Consider the following 14,586-nt stretch of genomic DNA (forward strand, 5'->3'; position numbering starts at 1 on the left):
CCCCGAGCGCGGGCGCTGCCTACTCGCGCTTGAAGCGATAGTCGAAGCTATCGCCGTCCGCCTTGATCAGGCCGACGGTCGGCGCCGGAAAATGGATCGGCAGGATCAGCGTGTCGGTCCCGGCGACCGAGGCAAAGAACTTCCGCCGCGAGACTGCCGATTGCTTCGGGTCCCAATCCGGCTTGGCCGACCACTCCGGCTCGCGGCACTGGATCGCGTGGTGCATCAGATCGCCGGCGACCACCGCGCGCTGACCCTTCGAGAAGATGTTGACGCAGCAATGGCAGGGCGAATGGCCCGGCGTCGGCGTCAGCGTGACGGTGTCGTCGAGCGCATAGTCGTCGTCGACCAGCAGCGCCTGCCCGGCTTCGACGATCGGCAGGCAATTGTCGCGAAACACCGTGCCGGGCGGATTGGCGCCCTTGGCGTTCTCGGCCTCCCAAGCCGCATACTCGCCCTTGTGGAAGACGTATTTCGCATTCGGGAAGGTCGGCACCCAGCGCCCGTCGCGCAGCGTAGTGTTCCAGCCGGTGTGATCGATATGCAGATGGGTGCAGAACACGTAATCGATCTGCTCATACGAGATGCCTAGCGCGAACAACTCGTTGCGCCAGCGCTCCTTGCCCGGGAAATCGAACGGCGGCGGGTGCCCCTTGTCCTCGCCGGTGCAGGTGTCGACCAGGATGGTATAGCGTGGCGTCCGCACCACGAAGGTCTGATAGGTGATCACCATCATGCCGCGCGCGGTATCGAAGACTTCCGGCTCCATCGTCTTCAAATGATGCTTGAACACGGCGTCGTCATAGGCCGGGAAGAAATCCTGCGGCCGCCGCCATGGTCCCTCGCGCTCGATCACCGCGTCGATCGTGATGTCGCCGATCCTGATCTGCTTCATGCCGTTTCGCTCCCGCTTTTTCGTGAAGCGTAGCGGGCGGTCCCTCGCCCCACAAGGCACGGATCACGCAACGCGCCATGCGGCCAGCCGCTCCCTTGCTGCCGGCGGCAAGATCGACATCGTGCTCTATCCCGGCGCGCCCCACGACTTCGACAATCCCGGCCGCAACCGCCAGTCGAACCCCGCCAACAGTGCGGCGCTCAGGGGTGCGATGGTGCGGGCGATTGCCGCAGTCGACGGCTTGAAGGATTAGGCCGCCGCAAATCGACCAGAAACCGCCCCTACCTCGACCGGCGATCCAGCAAGGAAACGAGTCGCTTGGGCAGGAAATTGAAATACGCGGCAGCGGCGATCGTTGCCGTCGCCGCCGGCATCTACCTCAACAACTCCAGCCTTCTCGCAACCCGCGCCGGCGGCAAGCCGGTGCTCCTCGCCCATCGCGGCATCGCGCAACGCTTCGACGAACGCGACCTCAGGAACGACACCTGCACCGCGGCGCGCATGCAGCCGCCCACCCATGACTATCTCGAGAACACGATCCGCTCGATGCAGGCGAGCTTCGATCGCGGCGCCGATATCGTCGAGTTCGACGTCCATCCGACAACCGATGGCGAATTCACCGTGTTTCACGACTGGACCGTCGATTGCCGAACCGACGGCCAGGGCGTCACCCGCGAACAGCCGATGGCGCGGCTGAAGATGCTCGATATCGGCTACGGCTACACCGCCGATGGCGGCAAGACCTTTCCATTCCGCGGCAAGGGCATCGGCTTGATGCCCTCGCTCGACGAGGTGCTCAAGACCTTTCCCGACCGCCGCTTCCTGATCAACGTCAAGAGCCGCGATCCCGCCGAGGGCGAGAAACTCGCAGCGGTCTTGAACCGGCTCCCCACCGAGCGGCGCAAGCTGATCATGGTCTATGGCGGCGATGAGCCGATCGAGGCGATCCGGCGTCTTGCGCCGGAGACGCGGACGATTTCGCGCGCAACGATCAAGAGCTGCCTCGTTCGCTATCTCGGCTATGGCTGGACCGGCATCGTGCCGGACGCCTGCCGCAACGCCATCGTGCTGGTGCCGATCAACTACACACCGTGGCTGTGGGGATGGCCGGACCGCTTCCTGAACCGCATGGCGGCGGCGAACAGCGCGGTGTTCGTGCTCGGCCCCTATCAGGGCGGCGAATTCTCGACCGGGGTCGACGATGCCGAGCTATTCCGGCGCCTGCCCGAAAACTATTCCGGCGGCATCTGGACCAACGAGATCGAGACCATCGCCCGCCTCACCGGCCGGTAGATCCGGCCTCTCCTGTCATTTCACCGTCATAGAAATCGTGGACTGAAGCCGCTCGCCGCATCGAGGATAACGCTATGAACGGACCGACCGCCGCCCGCCCCAAGCTTGCCGAAACCGTCATCGAGCCGACGGTCAAGCTGCGCGAGGTCAAGGTCGGCCGTTGCTGCGAGGTCCTCGGCGACACCGCGATCGAATATACCGAGCTCGGCGATTACTCCTATCTCGGCAGCGGCTGCATGGTCGCCGACGCCGTGATCGGCCGGTTCTGCGCGATCGCGGCGCAGGTTAGGATCGGCGCACCCAATCACCCGGTCGAGCGTCCCTCGCAACATCGCTTCACCTACTGCCCTGAATACTACTCGGCCTCCGCCGAGCGCGATCATGGCTTCTTCAGCGATCGGCGCGCGGACCGCGTCGTGATCGGCAACGACGTCTGGATCGGCCACGGCGTGATCGTGCTGCCGGGCGTCACCGTCGGAGACGGCGCGGTGCTGGCGGCCGGCGCGGTGGTCTCGCGCGATGTCGCGCCCTACACCATCGTTGGCGGCGTGCCGGCCCGGCCGATCAAGGAGCGCTTCAACCGCAAGATCGCGGCCGAGCTGTCGCAGATCGCCTGGTGGAACTGGCCACCCGAGACCATCTGGGAGCGGCTACCGGAATTCCAGTCCGGAGACGTCGAGGCGTTCTGCGCGCGATGGAAAGCTTGAACTAACTCCGCAGCCCCGGCGCTTCCTGCCCGGTGCGCGCGACGTATTCAGTGTAGCCGCCGCCATATTGGTGGATGCCATCAGGCGTCAGCTCCAGCACGCGGTTGGAGAGCGCGGCGAGGAAGTGCCGGTCGTGGGACACGAACAGCATGGTGCCCTCGAACTCGGAGAGCGCATTGATCAGCATCTCCTTGGTGGCGAGATCGAGATGGTTGGTCGGCTCGTCCAGCACCAGGAAGTTCGGCGGATCGAACAGCATCTTGGCCATCACCAGCCGCGCCTTCTCGCCGCCCGACAGCACCCGGCATTTCTTCTCGACGTCGTCGCCCGAGAAACCGAAGCAGCCGGCGAGCGCGCGCAGGGAGCCCTGGCCGGCTTGCGGGAATGCATCTTCCAGCGACTGGAACACGGTCCGCTCGCCGTCCAGCAGGTCCATCGCGTGCTGGGCGAAATAGCCCATCTTGACGCTGCCGCCGACCGCGACCGCGCCGTCATCGGGCTCGGTTGAACCGGCGACCAGCTTCAAGAGCGTCGACTTGCCGGCGCCGTTGATGCCCATCACGCACCAGCGCTCCTTGCGGCGGATCATGAAGTCGAGACCGTCATAGATGCGCTTGCTGCCGTAGGCCTTGTGGACATTCTTCAGGCTGACGACGTCCTCGCCGGAGCGCGGCGCCGGCTGGAATTCGAACGCCACGGTCTGGCGCCGCCGCGGCGGCTCGACCCGCTCGATCTTGTCGAGCTTCTTGACCCGGCTCTGCACTTGAGCTGCGTGCGAGGCGCGCGCCTTGAAGCGCTCGATGAACTTGATCTCCTTGGCGAGCATCGCCTGCTGCCGCTCGAACTGCGCCTGCTGCTGCTTGTCGGAGAGCGCACGCTGCTGCTCGTAGAACTCGTAATTGCCCGAGTAGCTCGTGAGCTGGCCGCCGTCGATCTCGACCACCTTGTTGATAATGCGGTTGATGAACTCGCGGTCATGCGAGGTCATCAGCAGCGCGCCTTCATAACCCTTCAGGAACTGCTCCAGCCAGATCAGGCTTTCGAGATCGAGATGGTTGCTCGGCTCGTCGAGCAGCATGACGTCGGGACGCATCAAAAGGATGCGCGCCAGCGCCACGCGCATCTTCCAGCCGCCGGAGAGTTTGCCGACGTCGCCGTCCATCATCTCCTGGCTGAAGCCGAGACCCGAGAGCGCCTCGCGCGCACGGCCGTCAAGCGCGTAGCCGTCGAGCTCCTCGAACTGATGCTGCACCTCGCCATAGCGCGCGATGATGTCGTCCATCTCGTCGGCCTTGTCGGGATCGGCCATCGCGGCCTCGAGTTCCCGGAGCTCGGCTGCCACGACACTGACGGGGCCAGCCCCGTCCATCACCTCGGCGACCGCGCTGCGGCCGGACATTTCGCCGACATCCTGGCTGAAATAGCCGATCGAGATGCCGCGATCGAGCGAGACCTGGCCTTCATCGGGGATTTCCTGGCCCGAGATCATCCGGAACAGCGAGGTTTTGCCGGAGCCGTTCGGGCCGACAAGGCCGATCTTCTCGCCCTTCTGGAGCGCCGCGGAGGCTTCGATGAAGAGGATCTGGTGGCCGACTTGCTTGGAGACGTTATCGAGGCGGATCATGCTCTCATACTGGGAACTGAGGGTTTGCGGCCTCTTATTCGATCTGGGACGTGGGTGGAAGCCCATTCCTTGGGGTTTCGCGCCGTGCTCCATGCATGCCACGATCGTTGCCGATGGAATATGACATGAAGCTCTTCGGCGATCGGTTCTGGGGCGTCACATGCAAGTCTGGTTTCTCTATCTGCTCGGGCTCGGCGCCGGCATCAGCGTCGCCACGCAGCAGGTCCTGAACGGCAATCTGCGGTCCGCGCTGAACTCGCCGGCCTGGGCTGGGCTCGTCAGCTATCTCGGCGGCCTCGTGACGATGGCGGTCGTGCTGGTCGCGACGCGGGAGCCGGCGCCGTCCTGGAAGCTGGTCTCGGCCGTGCCGTGGTGGGCCTGGAGCGGCGGCATCCTCGGCGGCGTCTTCATCCTGCTGATGATCCTGCTGCTGCCCTCGCTCGGCGCCGCGACCTTGCTGGCGCTGGTGGTCGCAGGTCAGATGACCGCGGGCATCGCGATGGACCATTTCGGCGCGTTCGGGCTGGCGCAGCATCCCGTGTCGATCTCACGACTGGCCGGCATCGCGCTGATCATCGGCGGCGTGCTTCTGATCAAGGATTGAGGCCATCGACAAGCCGATCGATGCGATTGATTCCCTGAATGAGAAAGCTCCGCTGAATCCGTATCCGCCGTCGAATGACGTTATGACGCAACCACCCGGGTAGTAGTCTCTGGGTGTGGACACCCGCCGATTCGTCGCTTAGCTGTAAGCACCCGCCCTCGTCGTGTTGCGTCATGCGGGACCGACCCTCCCTGTTCATTTGCGTCAAAAGAATTGCGCATCCCGCCAGCGTCGAGAGGCCGCATCCCGGGCTTCGGCGTGAGTCGGAGGTTGCGAGGAGCACAACATGACCCATCGTTTCCGTTTGGCCGCTGCGCTGGCGTTGCTGCTCGGCAGCGGCGGTGCGGCGCCGGCCCAGTCGCTGCCTGACTACATGGCGCCGATCTCCGGCAAGACCGCGTCCACGCCGGCCGAAATCGCAACCAAGGACGTGCTCGCACTCAACACCGGCATGTTCGAGCTCTATGGCGATGCGGCACGGATCTTCCAGAAGAACATCCTCGACAAGCATCCGGTGATCCTCGGCCTGTTCTCCGGCGCCGGCGGCCGCCTGATCCTGTACCGGCCCGGCAAGCCGCCGACCGAGGCGCCGCAGGTGCCGGTCGTCTATCAGCTGCTCAAGTCGGTCGGCCACAGCACGATGGCGCTGGCCGAGGTGGTCGGCCCCTACGTCAACAATCCTGACGACAAGGCGTGGCGCGGCTCGATGCAGGCCTATCGCAGCCGGATGCAATCGGCGCTCGACGGGCTCGATGCCACGCCAATGCAGGCGGACTGGCGCGACAACAACCGCGCCATCCTCAAGAACAACATCGCCTTCATGGATGAATGCCTCACCGCCGGCGCGATCCCCTTCGCGACGCTCGAGGCATTCGGCAAGAAGCAGGCGCCGCTGCTCGCCAGGAACGTCGCCTGGGCCGCGCAGACCCAGGTCGCGCACTGGATGACCGTCATGGCCGACTGGAAGACCCAGCTCGGCGCCGACTGGGACAAGACCTACGGCGCGAGCAACACGATCTATGTGGCGCGGCAGAACAACGTGATCTTCAGCGTGCTGGCGCAGTTCTTCGGGCCCGATGCCATCAACAGCCGCTTGATGCTGATCGAGACGATCTCCTTCACCACGACGCCGTCGGACATGCTGGAGTCGCTGACCCGGATCATCGCCGACCGCTCGGTCGGCGCGCTGTTCTTCGGCAGCTACCATTTGATGGACTACGAACTGATGGGGGGCGATGCGCGCGAGGCGATCATCGTCGAGACCAAGAAGCGCGGCATGACGACCTTCCTGCCGCCGCTGGTGCCGTTCGGTTCCAAGCAGTGGCCGACCTTGATCACCCCGGGTCCGGGACCGGCCACCATCGCCGACCTCAAGTGAGGCCAGATCTACAAGTGAGAAGGCTACGACCTATTGCGGCATTGCGATTGCACTCGCTTTGCCGCAACACTGCAGCGTGTATTTTGCCAATTCATAAACCGCGGCGCGATACGCCGCCGAAGCGTTGATGAGAGATCAGACCATGCGGCCCTCGCGACGCGAATTCGTGAAGTGGTTGTCGGCAGGCGGCATCTCGGTCAGCCTGTCGCATCTGGCGCTTGCGAAGGAACCGGCCTTCGCGACCCACGAAACGCTTCCCGGGCGCGGCCATTTCAATCCGGCCGCCAAGGGCGCCGGCCGCGTCGACGGGGTGGCAAAGGTCACCGGCGCAAAGCTCTACGCCTCCGACTTTCGTGCCGCCGACATGCCGGGTTGGCCTGTGACCACCTCGCACGCCATCCTGGTCCGCGCCAACGACGCCACGCATGTCTATGCCGGCATGGACCTCGGCCGCCTCGATGGTCCTGCGAAGCCCTCGGTCGTCGTGACGTCGGCCGATCTCGACCGGATCGGCACGCGGGTGCCGGAGTTCTACACCGGTGATCTGTTCTGCCCGGTCGGCAGGACGCCGATCTATCTCGGACAGCCGGTCGCGCTGTTGATCTTCGAGCAGTTCGACGCCTTCGACCGGGCACGCCTCGCGCTGCGCGATGTCGGCTTCGTCAAGTTCGGCGACGAGACCGGTCCGGTCGTCCTGCCGAACTTCGGCGCGTATCGCTTCACGCGCGTCGCCGGCGCCACGTCAGAGGCGCCCGACGTCTATTCGCCGATCCAGGCCGGCTGGGTCTCGCCGAGCCGCATCCAGAACGCGGCGCTGCCGGTCTGGCTGCCGCTCGCCAAGGAGACCAAGGCGGACTACGCCAAGGCCGCAACCTATGGCGAAGAGATCCGCGCCCAACTTGCAAAGGACGATCCCTCGCAGCTCGTGCTCGACCGCGAGTTCGAGACCCAGTCAGTCGATCCGATGTTCCTCGAACCGGAGAGCGGGCTCGCCTGGTACAGCGACAACAGCGGCAATCTCGAACTGGTGCTCGGCGTGCAGTCGCCCTATGAGGCGACCGAGTCGATCGCCTTCATGCTCGGCAAGGCCCGCCCACAGTTCCGCCCCTCGCACATCAACGCGCAGTTCGCTCATGTCGGCGGCGGCTTCGGCGGCCGCGACCACACCCCGTTCGTGCTTTACGTGGCGCTGGCGGCGATGTTCTTCCCCGGACGGCCGGTGCGGCTGGCGCAGGATCGCTACCAACAATTCCAGGGCGGCATCAAACGTCATCCGATCAAGATGCGCTCCCGGATCGGCATCGATCGCAAGAGCGGCAAGATCACCGCATTCGCCGCCGATCATGTGCTCGACGGCGGCGGGCTCGCCAACTTCTCCGCCAACGTCGCGACCGTCGCCGCCACCGCGGCGATCGGCATCTACGACATCCCGAAGGTCGACGTCACCACCGTGGCGCTGCATTCGCGCGGCGTCACCGCGGGCTCGATGCGCGGCTACGGCGCGCTACAGACCATGACCGCGCTCGAAGTCCTGATCGACGAGGCCGCCAGCGAGCTCAAGGTCGATCCGATCGCGTTCCGCCGCAACAATGCGTTGAAGCAGAACGGCCGGACCATGACCGGCAATCCCTACATCGTGTCGGTGCGCACACCCGAAATCCTCGACAAGCTCGAGACGCATCCGATCTGGCAGCAACGCGCCGACTTCAAGCAGAAAACAACGGAAGGACGGCTGGTCGGCACCGGCGTCGCCTGCGTCACCAAGGATTACGGCGCGGGCGCGGATTGCTCGCTCGGCCGGGTCGAGATCGATCCCGAAGGACGGATCGCGATCTTCTGCGACCACGTCGAGATGGGCAACGGCATCGGCACCGCGCTTGCCAACCGGGTCGCGAGCCATCTCGGCGTCGTCGCCAATGAGGTCGCCGTCTCCCGGGTCGACAGCTACGAGGCGCTCGGGCTCGTGACGTCCGGTAATCCCTACACGATGGATCAGAGGACCCAGGATCTCGCCGAAAAGAACCCACGCTGGGTCCCCGCGATCAGCTCGGCCACCAGCGCCTCGATCGGCGCGCATGTCGGCACGCACTCCTCGGCCGAAGCGGCCCGCGTCATCTTCCGCTTCGGCCTGTGGCCGGCGGCGCTCGAGCTCTGGCACATCGGCAAGGCCGATCCGCGCGCCCGGCAGTGGGACGGAGCGCGCTGGAACGATGGCCAGCTCGTGCTCGATGATCTCGCGCCGCTGCCGCTGTCAAAGCTTGCCGCGACCGCGCATGCGCGCGGCTTCGTCACCGGCGCGGTGGCGCACAGCTTCTCGCGCTGGGCCTGGTCGCGCGCGCGCTTCCCGCTGTTCGGCGAGCAGTACCGCGCCGAGATCGACGCACTGGCGATCCGCCGTGGCCGCGGCCGGTTCGAACGGATCGACCGCGTCAGCGTCAAATTCCCGCCGACCGACAACAACCGGATCGGCACCGCCTATACCTCGATGTGCGGCACCTTGGTGCGCGTCGAGATCGAGCGCGCGACCGGCATCCTACGCATCGCCAAGGCCTACAGCGTGTTCGAATGCGGCCAGGTGCTGGTGCCCGAAGTGGTGCTCGGCCAGTCGCATGGCGGTTTTGCCATGGGCGTCGGCTACGCGCTGCTGGAAACCCTGCCGCCGTTCGAAGGCGGGCCCGGCAACGGGCAGTGGAATCTCGGCCAGTATCTGATCGCGCGCGGCTCCGACCTGCCGCTGCACGATCTCGAGATCGAGATGCTGCCGCCGCTGACGCCGGACGAACCGCCGAAGGGCATGGCCGAGGTGGTGATGATCCCGATCGTGCCGGCGCTGCTCAACGCCATCAACGATGCCACCGGCCACCGCTTCCGCTCATTGCCGGTGACAACGAGCCTGCTCAAGGGAGCGCTTGCGTGACGACGCTCAACCTCACCATCAACGGCCGCAAGCACGGCCCGATCGAGGTCCGCGACGACCTCTCGATGAACGATTTCCTTCGCGAAATGCTCGGCATGACCGGCACCAAGTTCGGCTGCGGCGCCGCGCAATGCCTGAGCTGCGCCGTCATCATCGATAACCCCGACGGCACGAGCTACACCACCCCGACCTGCGTGGTGCCGGCGACGAATTTCGACGGCAAGGCGATCCGCACCGTCGAGGGCCACGCCAAGGACGGCGAGCTCTCCGCGTTGCAGCGGGCCTTCATCGACCATTTCGCGTTCCAGTGCGGCTATTGCACGGCCGGCTTCCTCAACGAGGGTCAGGTGCTGCTCGAACTGCTGGCACGAGAGCCAGTGGCGCGGGACCAACTCGAAACCGTCATTGCCGACGCGCTCGATGGCCATCTGTGCCGCTGCACCGGCTACATCAAGTACCACCAGGCGGTGCGCGACGTGATCCTCGCCGATGCCAAACGCTATCTGACCGCCAACAAGTGAGCCCGCCAGCGATGACATCGGAAACGCGGTTTCGGATCATTGCAGTGCTGACGGCGCTCGCGACCAGCCTTTGCGCAGGCTATGCGGCGTCGGAGAGCGCGAGCCACGCCCTCGCCTCGCCGGAAAGCTTTGCCGGTATAGAGAATGTCGAGCAACGCTCCGCGGCGATCTTCACCGAGCTCGGCAAGGTGCTGACCCATCCGCGCTGCACCAATTGCCATCCGGCCGGCGACAGCCCGCGGCAGGGCGACATCAGCCGGATGCATCAGCCACCGGTCACGCGCGGTGCCGATGGCCATGGCACCAACGCGATGCGCTGCTCGATCTGCCACCAGCACGCCAATTTCGATCCCGGCCGGGTGCCGGGTCACCCGGAATGGCACCTCGCGCCGCGCGAGATGGCGTGGGCCGGGAAAACCGTCGGCGAGATTTGCGCCCAGATCCGCGATCCCGCGCGCAATGGCGGCCGCAAGGTCGAGGATCTGATCGAGCATATCGGCAAGGACACGCTGGTCGGCTGGGCCTGGCATCCCGGCTTCGGCCGCTCGCCGGCGCCGGGCACGCAGGCAGAGGCCGCCGCGCTGGTCGAGGCCTGGGTGAAGACCGGGGCGGCCTGCCCGCCCTAGCGCGGCGAAGCATTGCGTTTTCGAGCGAACCGGCGTCGCTCGAAAAACATCTAGAAGCAGAGGTTGGTCACGGCATTGCCGCGCTTGTCCTTGATCACGTACGGACAGCGCGCGCGCTCCAGCGCCTTCTTGGCATCCTCGTCGCCGAGCGCTGCCGCCCGTTCGTAATAGGCTTTTGCTGCACCGGTATCCTTCGGTCCGCCGCGGCCGGCCTGCGCGAAGGCGCCCATCCGCTCCAGTGCGCCCGGATGGTTCTGCGCCGCAGCCTTCTCGAACAACGCCCGCGCGCCGGCATCATCCTGCGCGCCGCCCTTGCCTTCCGCCAGCATCATGCCGAGCTGGTACTGCGCCTCCGCATTGGTCTCGGCAGATTTTGCCAGCAATTCGCGCGCGCGTGCCGGGTCGGACGCTACGCTGCCGCCGAGGGCGGCGAGATTGCTGACGCCGCGCGCATTGCCCGCCTGCGCCGCGCGCTCGAACAATTTGCGCGCCTGCGCCTCGTCCTTGGCGACACCGGTGCCATTGCCGTAGAGCACACCGAGCTCGACCATCGCCGAGGTCGAGCCCTTGTCGGCTGCCTTGCGCCAGGCCGACATTGCTTCCGCGGTCTGCCGGTTGGCGGCATAGGCTCGGCCAAGCTCGTACGTCGCGCGGCGCGACGATTTTGCCGCCACCGCGCAATACTTGATCGCGGTGGCGATATCGGCCGACGCAATGTCGGGCACGCCCTTCACGTCAGCCGGCTTGTCCGGATCGGTGGGATCGGCGGCGAGCCGGTCGCACAGCACGAGGTCGGCCGATTGCGCGTGAGCAAGCACAGGTGCGGCCAGCGCCACGGCAAGGACAATTGCATGGAAAGGTCTGAACATGACCGGCAGGTTGCGTCGCGGTGCGGGCAAATTCAAGGCTCGAGCCCGGTCGCGCGCAGCACCGGCGCGACATCGGCCGACGCCAGGTAACGCAGCAGATGATCGGCGGCTGCTGCGCGCTCTGAGGCGACCATGCGGCCCGCGGAAAACACCGCCGGCGTCTGCAGGCCTAGGGGAATTGGCCCGACGATTTCGACGCCATCGATCTGCTTCAACTCGCTGATCTGCTGGATCGCAAGGTCGGCCTCGCCGCTGACGAGCCTTTCCGCCGTGAAGCCCGCCGGAATGATCACCGCACGGGCGTTGACCGCCTCGGCAATACCGAGACGCGCGATCAGCTGCGCGAACAGGATGCCGCTGGCGCCGAGCCGCGAATAGGCCACCGCCCGCGCGCCGAGCAGCGCGGCACGCAATGCGGCTTCGCTCGCGATGTCGGGATGCGCGGCGCCCGCTTTCACGGCGACGCCGACATAGGACCGTGCGAGATCGACAACACTTTTCCGCGCAACGCGGCCCTCGCCGGTCATCTCGTCGAGGCCCTCGCGGGTCAGGATCACGAGATCGGCGGTCTCGCCGCCGCGCAGGCGTTCGAGCAGCGCCAGCGTCGGCGCGAAATCGGCATCGATCCGCACACCACTTGCCGCCTGGTAGGCCGCGGCAACGCGCGCGACCGCGCCCTTCAGCGCCAGCGTCGAGAGCACGCGAACCGAATTGTCCATTCCCCTTACGCCCGCCGCATCAGCTTGAGCGCGGCCTTGAGGCGGAGGCTGCGCTTGCCGGCAAGCGCCGTCGCTTCGAGCAAAGCGCCTTCCGCGTCGCAGGTACCGGCAAAGCCGATGCCGACCTCATGGCCGCCGAACACAGGGTTCTCACCCATCGCCGAGGTGTGCTCCTGATTGAGGATCTGCCCCTTCCAGCGACCTTTCTCTGACGTGTAGGTGCCGAGATAGTAGAAGAACGCATCGCCGCCGAGGATGCGGCCATTATTCAGCAGCATCACGCCGGTGAGGCTGCCGTCGACACCGTCGAGCAGCTGGATGTGGATCGAATAGAGCCCGTTGATGATGCCGCCCTCGCCGACCCCGCCTGCGATCGGGACCTCGTCCTCGGTGATCGGCGTCATCACCGACTGGAACGGCACGCCGGGCAACTCCTTCAGCTCGCCCTCGAAGCGGTAGAGCTCGCCGTCCGGGCCGCCCTTGGCGAGCAGCGTCGCGTCATCGGTGCCGGCCATCGCACGGTAGTTCGGATCGGGGTTGTGGCGGACGGTCTGGATCTCGACCGCGACCTCGTCGCCGGCCTTCTCGTAGGTGCCGATATGGGCGAAGGCCGAGTTGCCGCCGAGCATCTTGCCGTCGCCGACATACATCACGCTGCGGCCGACGGCGCCGCCCAGCTCGAACCGGACCTTGTAAAACCCTTCAAACAAGCGCCGTGTCCCCGGGCAGCCAAGATACAACCGTTGTCTAGCGCGGTTCATAACGCAGCGAAACCGCTTTCGGCGGCAGGCCGCCCGCAAAGACTGTCGTCAAAAAGCAAGGGTCCGCCAAGGCAGTCGCCCTGGCGGACCCTATTGCGGTACCGGATGGCTCCATCCGGGTCTGACAGCTGCTTAGGCGGCGGCCATTAAGCCGGAGCCACTTAAGCCGCGGCCTTGGCGCCGGTCGGCACCTCGGAGATCGTCTTCAGGATCTGCGAAGCGATCTGGTAGGGGTCGCCTTGCGAGTTCGGACGGCGGTCTTCCAGATAGCCCTTGTAGCCGTTGTTGACGAAGGAGTGGGGCACGCGGATCGACGCACCACGATCAGCCACGCCATAGCTGAACTTGTTCCACGGCGCGGTCTCGTGCTTGCCGGTCAGACGCTTGTCGTTGTCCGGGCCGTAGACGGCGATGTGGTCCATCAGGTTCTTGTCGAAGGCCTTCATCAGGCTCTCGAAGTACTCCTTGCCGCCGACTTCGCGCATGTACTTGGTCGAGAAGTTGGCGTGCATGCCCGAGCCGTTCCAGTCGGTGTCGCCGAGCGGCTTGCAGTGGAATTCGATATCGATGCCGTAGCTCTCGGTGAGGCGCAGCATCAGATAGCGGGCCATCCACATCTGGTCAGCGGCGGTCTTGGAGCCCTTGCCGAAGATCTGGAATTCCCACTGGCCCTTCGCCACTTCGGCGTTGATGCCTTCGTGGTTGATGCCGGCGGCGAGGCAGAGATTGAGATGCTCTTCGACGATCTTGCGGGCGACGCTGCCGACGTTCTTGTAGCCGACGCCGGTGTAGTACGGGCCCTGCGGAGCCGGATAACCCTCTTCCGGGAAGCCGAGCGGACGGCCGTCCTTGTAGAAGAAGTATTCCTGCTCGAAGCCGAACCAGGCGCCTTCGTCATCCAGAACGGTGGCGCGCTTGTTCGAGACATGCGGCGTCTTGCCGTCGGGCATCATGACTTCGCACATGACAAGCACGCCGTTCTCGCGCGCGGCGTCGGGATAGCAGGCGACCGGCTTCAGCACGCAGTCAGAGCTGTGGCCTTCAGCCTGCTGAGTGGACGAACCGTCAAAGCCCCACAGCGGAAGCTGTTCGAGGGTCGGGAACGACGCGAATTCCTTGATCTGCGTCTTGCCGCGCAGGCTCGGCGTCGGCGTATATCCGTCGAGCCAGATATACTCGAGCTTGTACTTGGTCATTGAACCTCTCTGTTGATGATGCAAAACCGTGAGGAACCGAAAGCCAGTCGGCCGCCGCACGCGTACCCGGCCACCATCGGCCGGCTCTTACTAAGCAATTAAAATGCCAGTCGCTGCACTGCGGCACCCGCCCGGCCTGCGGATGTCCACAGCGGACATCGCATTTTTAGCTGCGACAAAGCAGCGCAGCTGGCATGCGCCACGATCAGCCAAAATCTTCTCTCAGCCCCCTCCGCCGCCCGTTTCTGCAGCAAATTCAGCTACGACACCGGCCGCCGATTAATGCTGCGGCAGCGCCATGTGACAGTTCGTGTCCAACCATCGGGCGCCGGGCAACCATCACCTCGGCCCAAGCGTTGGTCAGCTGCATCCTGCCTCGCAGGATGCAAACCCGGAATTGCACACTAATTGGACAGAGAATGACTATTTCTTGGTCAACTTGCACCCCGCCGGGCCCGGTCCGATATCAAAACGAC

14 protein-coding genes are annotated in these 14,586 nt (G+C 65.4%); 8 read left to right on the top strand and 6 right to left on the bottom strand.

Translation table 11 applies throughout. The features are described 5' to 3' along the window. Nucleotides 1–19: 19 nt before the first annotated feature. On the bottom strand, nucleotides 20–895 hold the full coding sequence (locus tag Q0030_RS05280) for an MBL fold metallo-hydrolase (RefSeq protein ID WP_298363709.1): 876 nt from the start codon (nucleotides 893–895) through the stop codon (nucleotides 20–22). Here Q0030_RS05280 and Q0030_RS05285 point away from each other — a divergent pair. The 3 genes from Q0030_RS05285 (at nucleotide 894) to Q0030_RS05295 (ending at nucleotide 2,895) form a co-directional block, all read left to right on the top strand. After that, nucleotides 894–1,148, top strand: coding sequence for a hypothetical protein (locus tag Q0030_RS05285; protein WP_298363714.1), 255 nt, complete (start codon nucleotides 894–896; stop codon nucleotides 1,146–1,148). The two genes, Q0030_RS05280 and Q0030_RS05285, sit on opposite strands and share 2 nt — an antisense overlap. Nucleotides 1,149–1,213: 65 nt before the next feature. Continuing rightward, complete coding sequence (locus Q0030_RS05290; protein ID WP_298363718.1) at nucleotides 1,214–2,188, top strand: glycerophosphodiester phosphodiesterase family protein; 975 nt, start codon at nucleotides 1,214–1,216, stop codon at nucleotides 2,186–2,188. A gap of 74 nt (nucleotides 2,189–2,262) precedes the next feature. Further along, nucleotides 2,263–2,895, top strand: coding sequence for a DapH/DapD/GlmU-related protein (locus Q0030_RS05295; protein ID WP_298363719.1), 633 nt, complete (start codon nucleotides 2,263–2,265; stop codon nucleotides 2,893–2,895). Nucleotide 2,896: 1 nt separating this feature from the next. Here Q0030_RS05295 and Q0030_RS05300 read toward each other — a convergent pair whose 3' ends face one another. Further along, entirely contained in the window at nucleotides 2,897–4,519 is a 1,623-nt protein-coding gene (locus Q0030_RS05300) for an ABC-F family ATP-binding cassette domain-containing protein (RefSeq protein WP_298363720.1), read from the bottom strand. A 160-nt stretch (nucleotides 4,520–4,679) separates the two neighbouring features. Here Q0030_RS05300 and Q0030_RS05305 point away from each other — a divergent pair, with 160 nt between their 5' ends. The 5 genes from Q0030_RS05305 to Q0030_RS05325 all read left to right on the top strand — a co-directional run bounded on the left by Q0030_RS05305 (nucleotide 4,680) and on the right by Q0030_RS05325 (nucleotide 10,565). Next, on the top strand, nucleotides 4,680–5,123 hold the full coding sequence (locus Q0030_RS05305; protein WP_298363721.1) for a DMT family transporter: 444 nt from the start codon (nucleotides 4,680–4,682) through the stop codon (nucleotides 5,121–5,123). Nucleotides 5,124–5,409: 286 nt separating this feature from the next. Further along, nucleotides 5,410–6,501 carry a hypothetical protein gene (locus Q0030_RS05310; protein ID WP_298363723.1) on the top strand — a complete coding sequence of 364 codons (1,092 nt, stop codon included), beginning with the start codon at nucleotides 5,410–5,412 and terminating at the stop codon, nucleotides 6,499–6,501. A 142-nt stretch (nucleotides 6,502–6,643) separates the two neighbouring features. Next, nucleotides 6,644–9,418 (top strand): molybdopterin cofactor-binding domain-containing protein, encoded by a 2,775-nt coding sequence (locus Q0030_RS05315; RefSeq protein ID WP_298364578.1) that lies wholly within the window; start codon nucleotides 6,644–6,646, stop codon nucleotides 9,416–9,418. Continuing rightward, entirely contained in the window at nucleotides 9,415–9,939 is a 525-nt protein-coding gene (locus Q0030_RS05320) for a 2Fe-2S iron-sulfur cluster-binding protein (protein ID WP_298363724.1), read from the top strand. The genes Q0030_RS05315 and Q0030_RS05320 overlap by 4 nt, the downstream gene beginning before the upstream one ends. 11 nt (nucleotides 9,940–9,950) lie before the next feature. Beyond that, complete coding sequence (locus tag Q0030_RS05325) at nucleotides 9,951–10,565, top strand: Isoquinoline 1-oxidoreductase subunit (RefSeq protein WP_298363728.1); 615 nt, start codon at nucleotides 9,951–9,953, stop codon at nucleotides 10,563–10,565. A gap of 50 nt (nucleotides 10,566–10,615) precedes the next feature. On the opposite strand, the gene Q0030_RS05330 is transcribed toward Q0030_RS05325, so the two are convergent. From Q0030_RS05330 to Q0030_RS05345, 4 genes are all read right to left on the bottom strand, one after another. Continuing rightward, nucleotides 10,616–11,434, bottom strand: a complete 819-nt coding sequence (locus Q0030_RS05330; protein WP_298363730.1) for a tetratricopeptide repeat protein — start codon at nucleotides 11,432–11,434, stop codon at nucleotides 10,616–10,618. A 32-nt stretch (nucleotides 11,435–11,466) separates the two neighbouring features. Beyond that, complete coding sequence (locus Q0030_RS05335) at nucleotides 11,467–12,153, bottom strand: substrate-binding domain-containing protein (RefSeq protein ID WP_298363732.1); 687 nt, start codon at nucleotides 12,151–12,153, stop codon at nucleotides 11,467–11,469. Nucleotides 12,154–12,158: 5 nt separating this feature from the next. Beyond that, nucleotides 12,159–12,863: a hypothetical protein gene (locus Q0030_RS05340; RefSeq protein WP_298363735.1), complete on the bottom strand. Its 705-nt coding sequence runs from the start codon at nucleotides 12,861–12,863 to the stop codon at nucleotides 12,159–12,161. 212 nt (nucleotides 12,864–13,075) lie between these two features. Continuing rightward, entirely contained in the window at nucleotides 13,076–14,110 is a 1,035-nt protein-coding gene (locus Q0030_RS05345) for a glutamine synthetase beta-grasp domain-containing protein (protein ID WP_024581543.1), read from the bottom strand. Nucleotides 14,111–14,586 lie beyond the last annotated feature (476 nt).

The sequence above is a fragment of the uncultured Bradyrhizobium sp. genome (genome assembly GCF_947648125.1).
Lineage (GTDB): Bacteria > Pseudomonadota > Alphaproteobacteria > Rhizobiales > Xanthobacteraceae > Bradyrhizobium.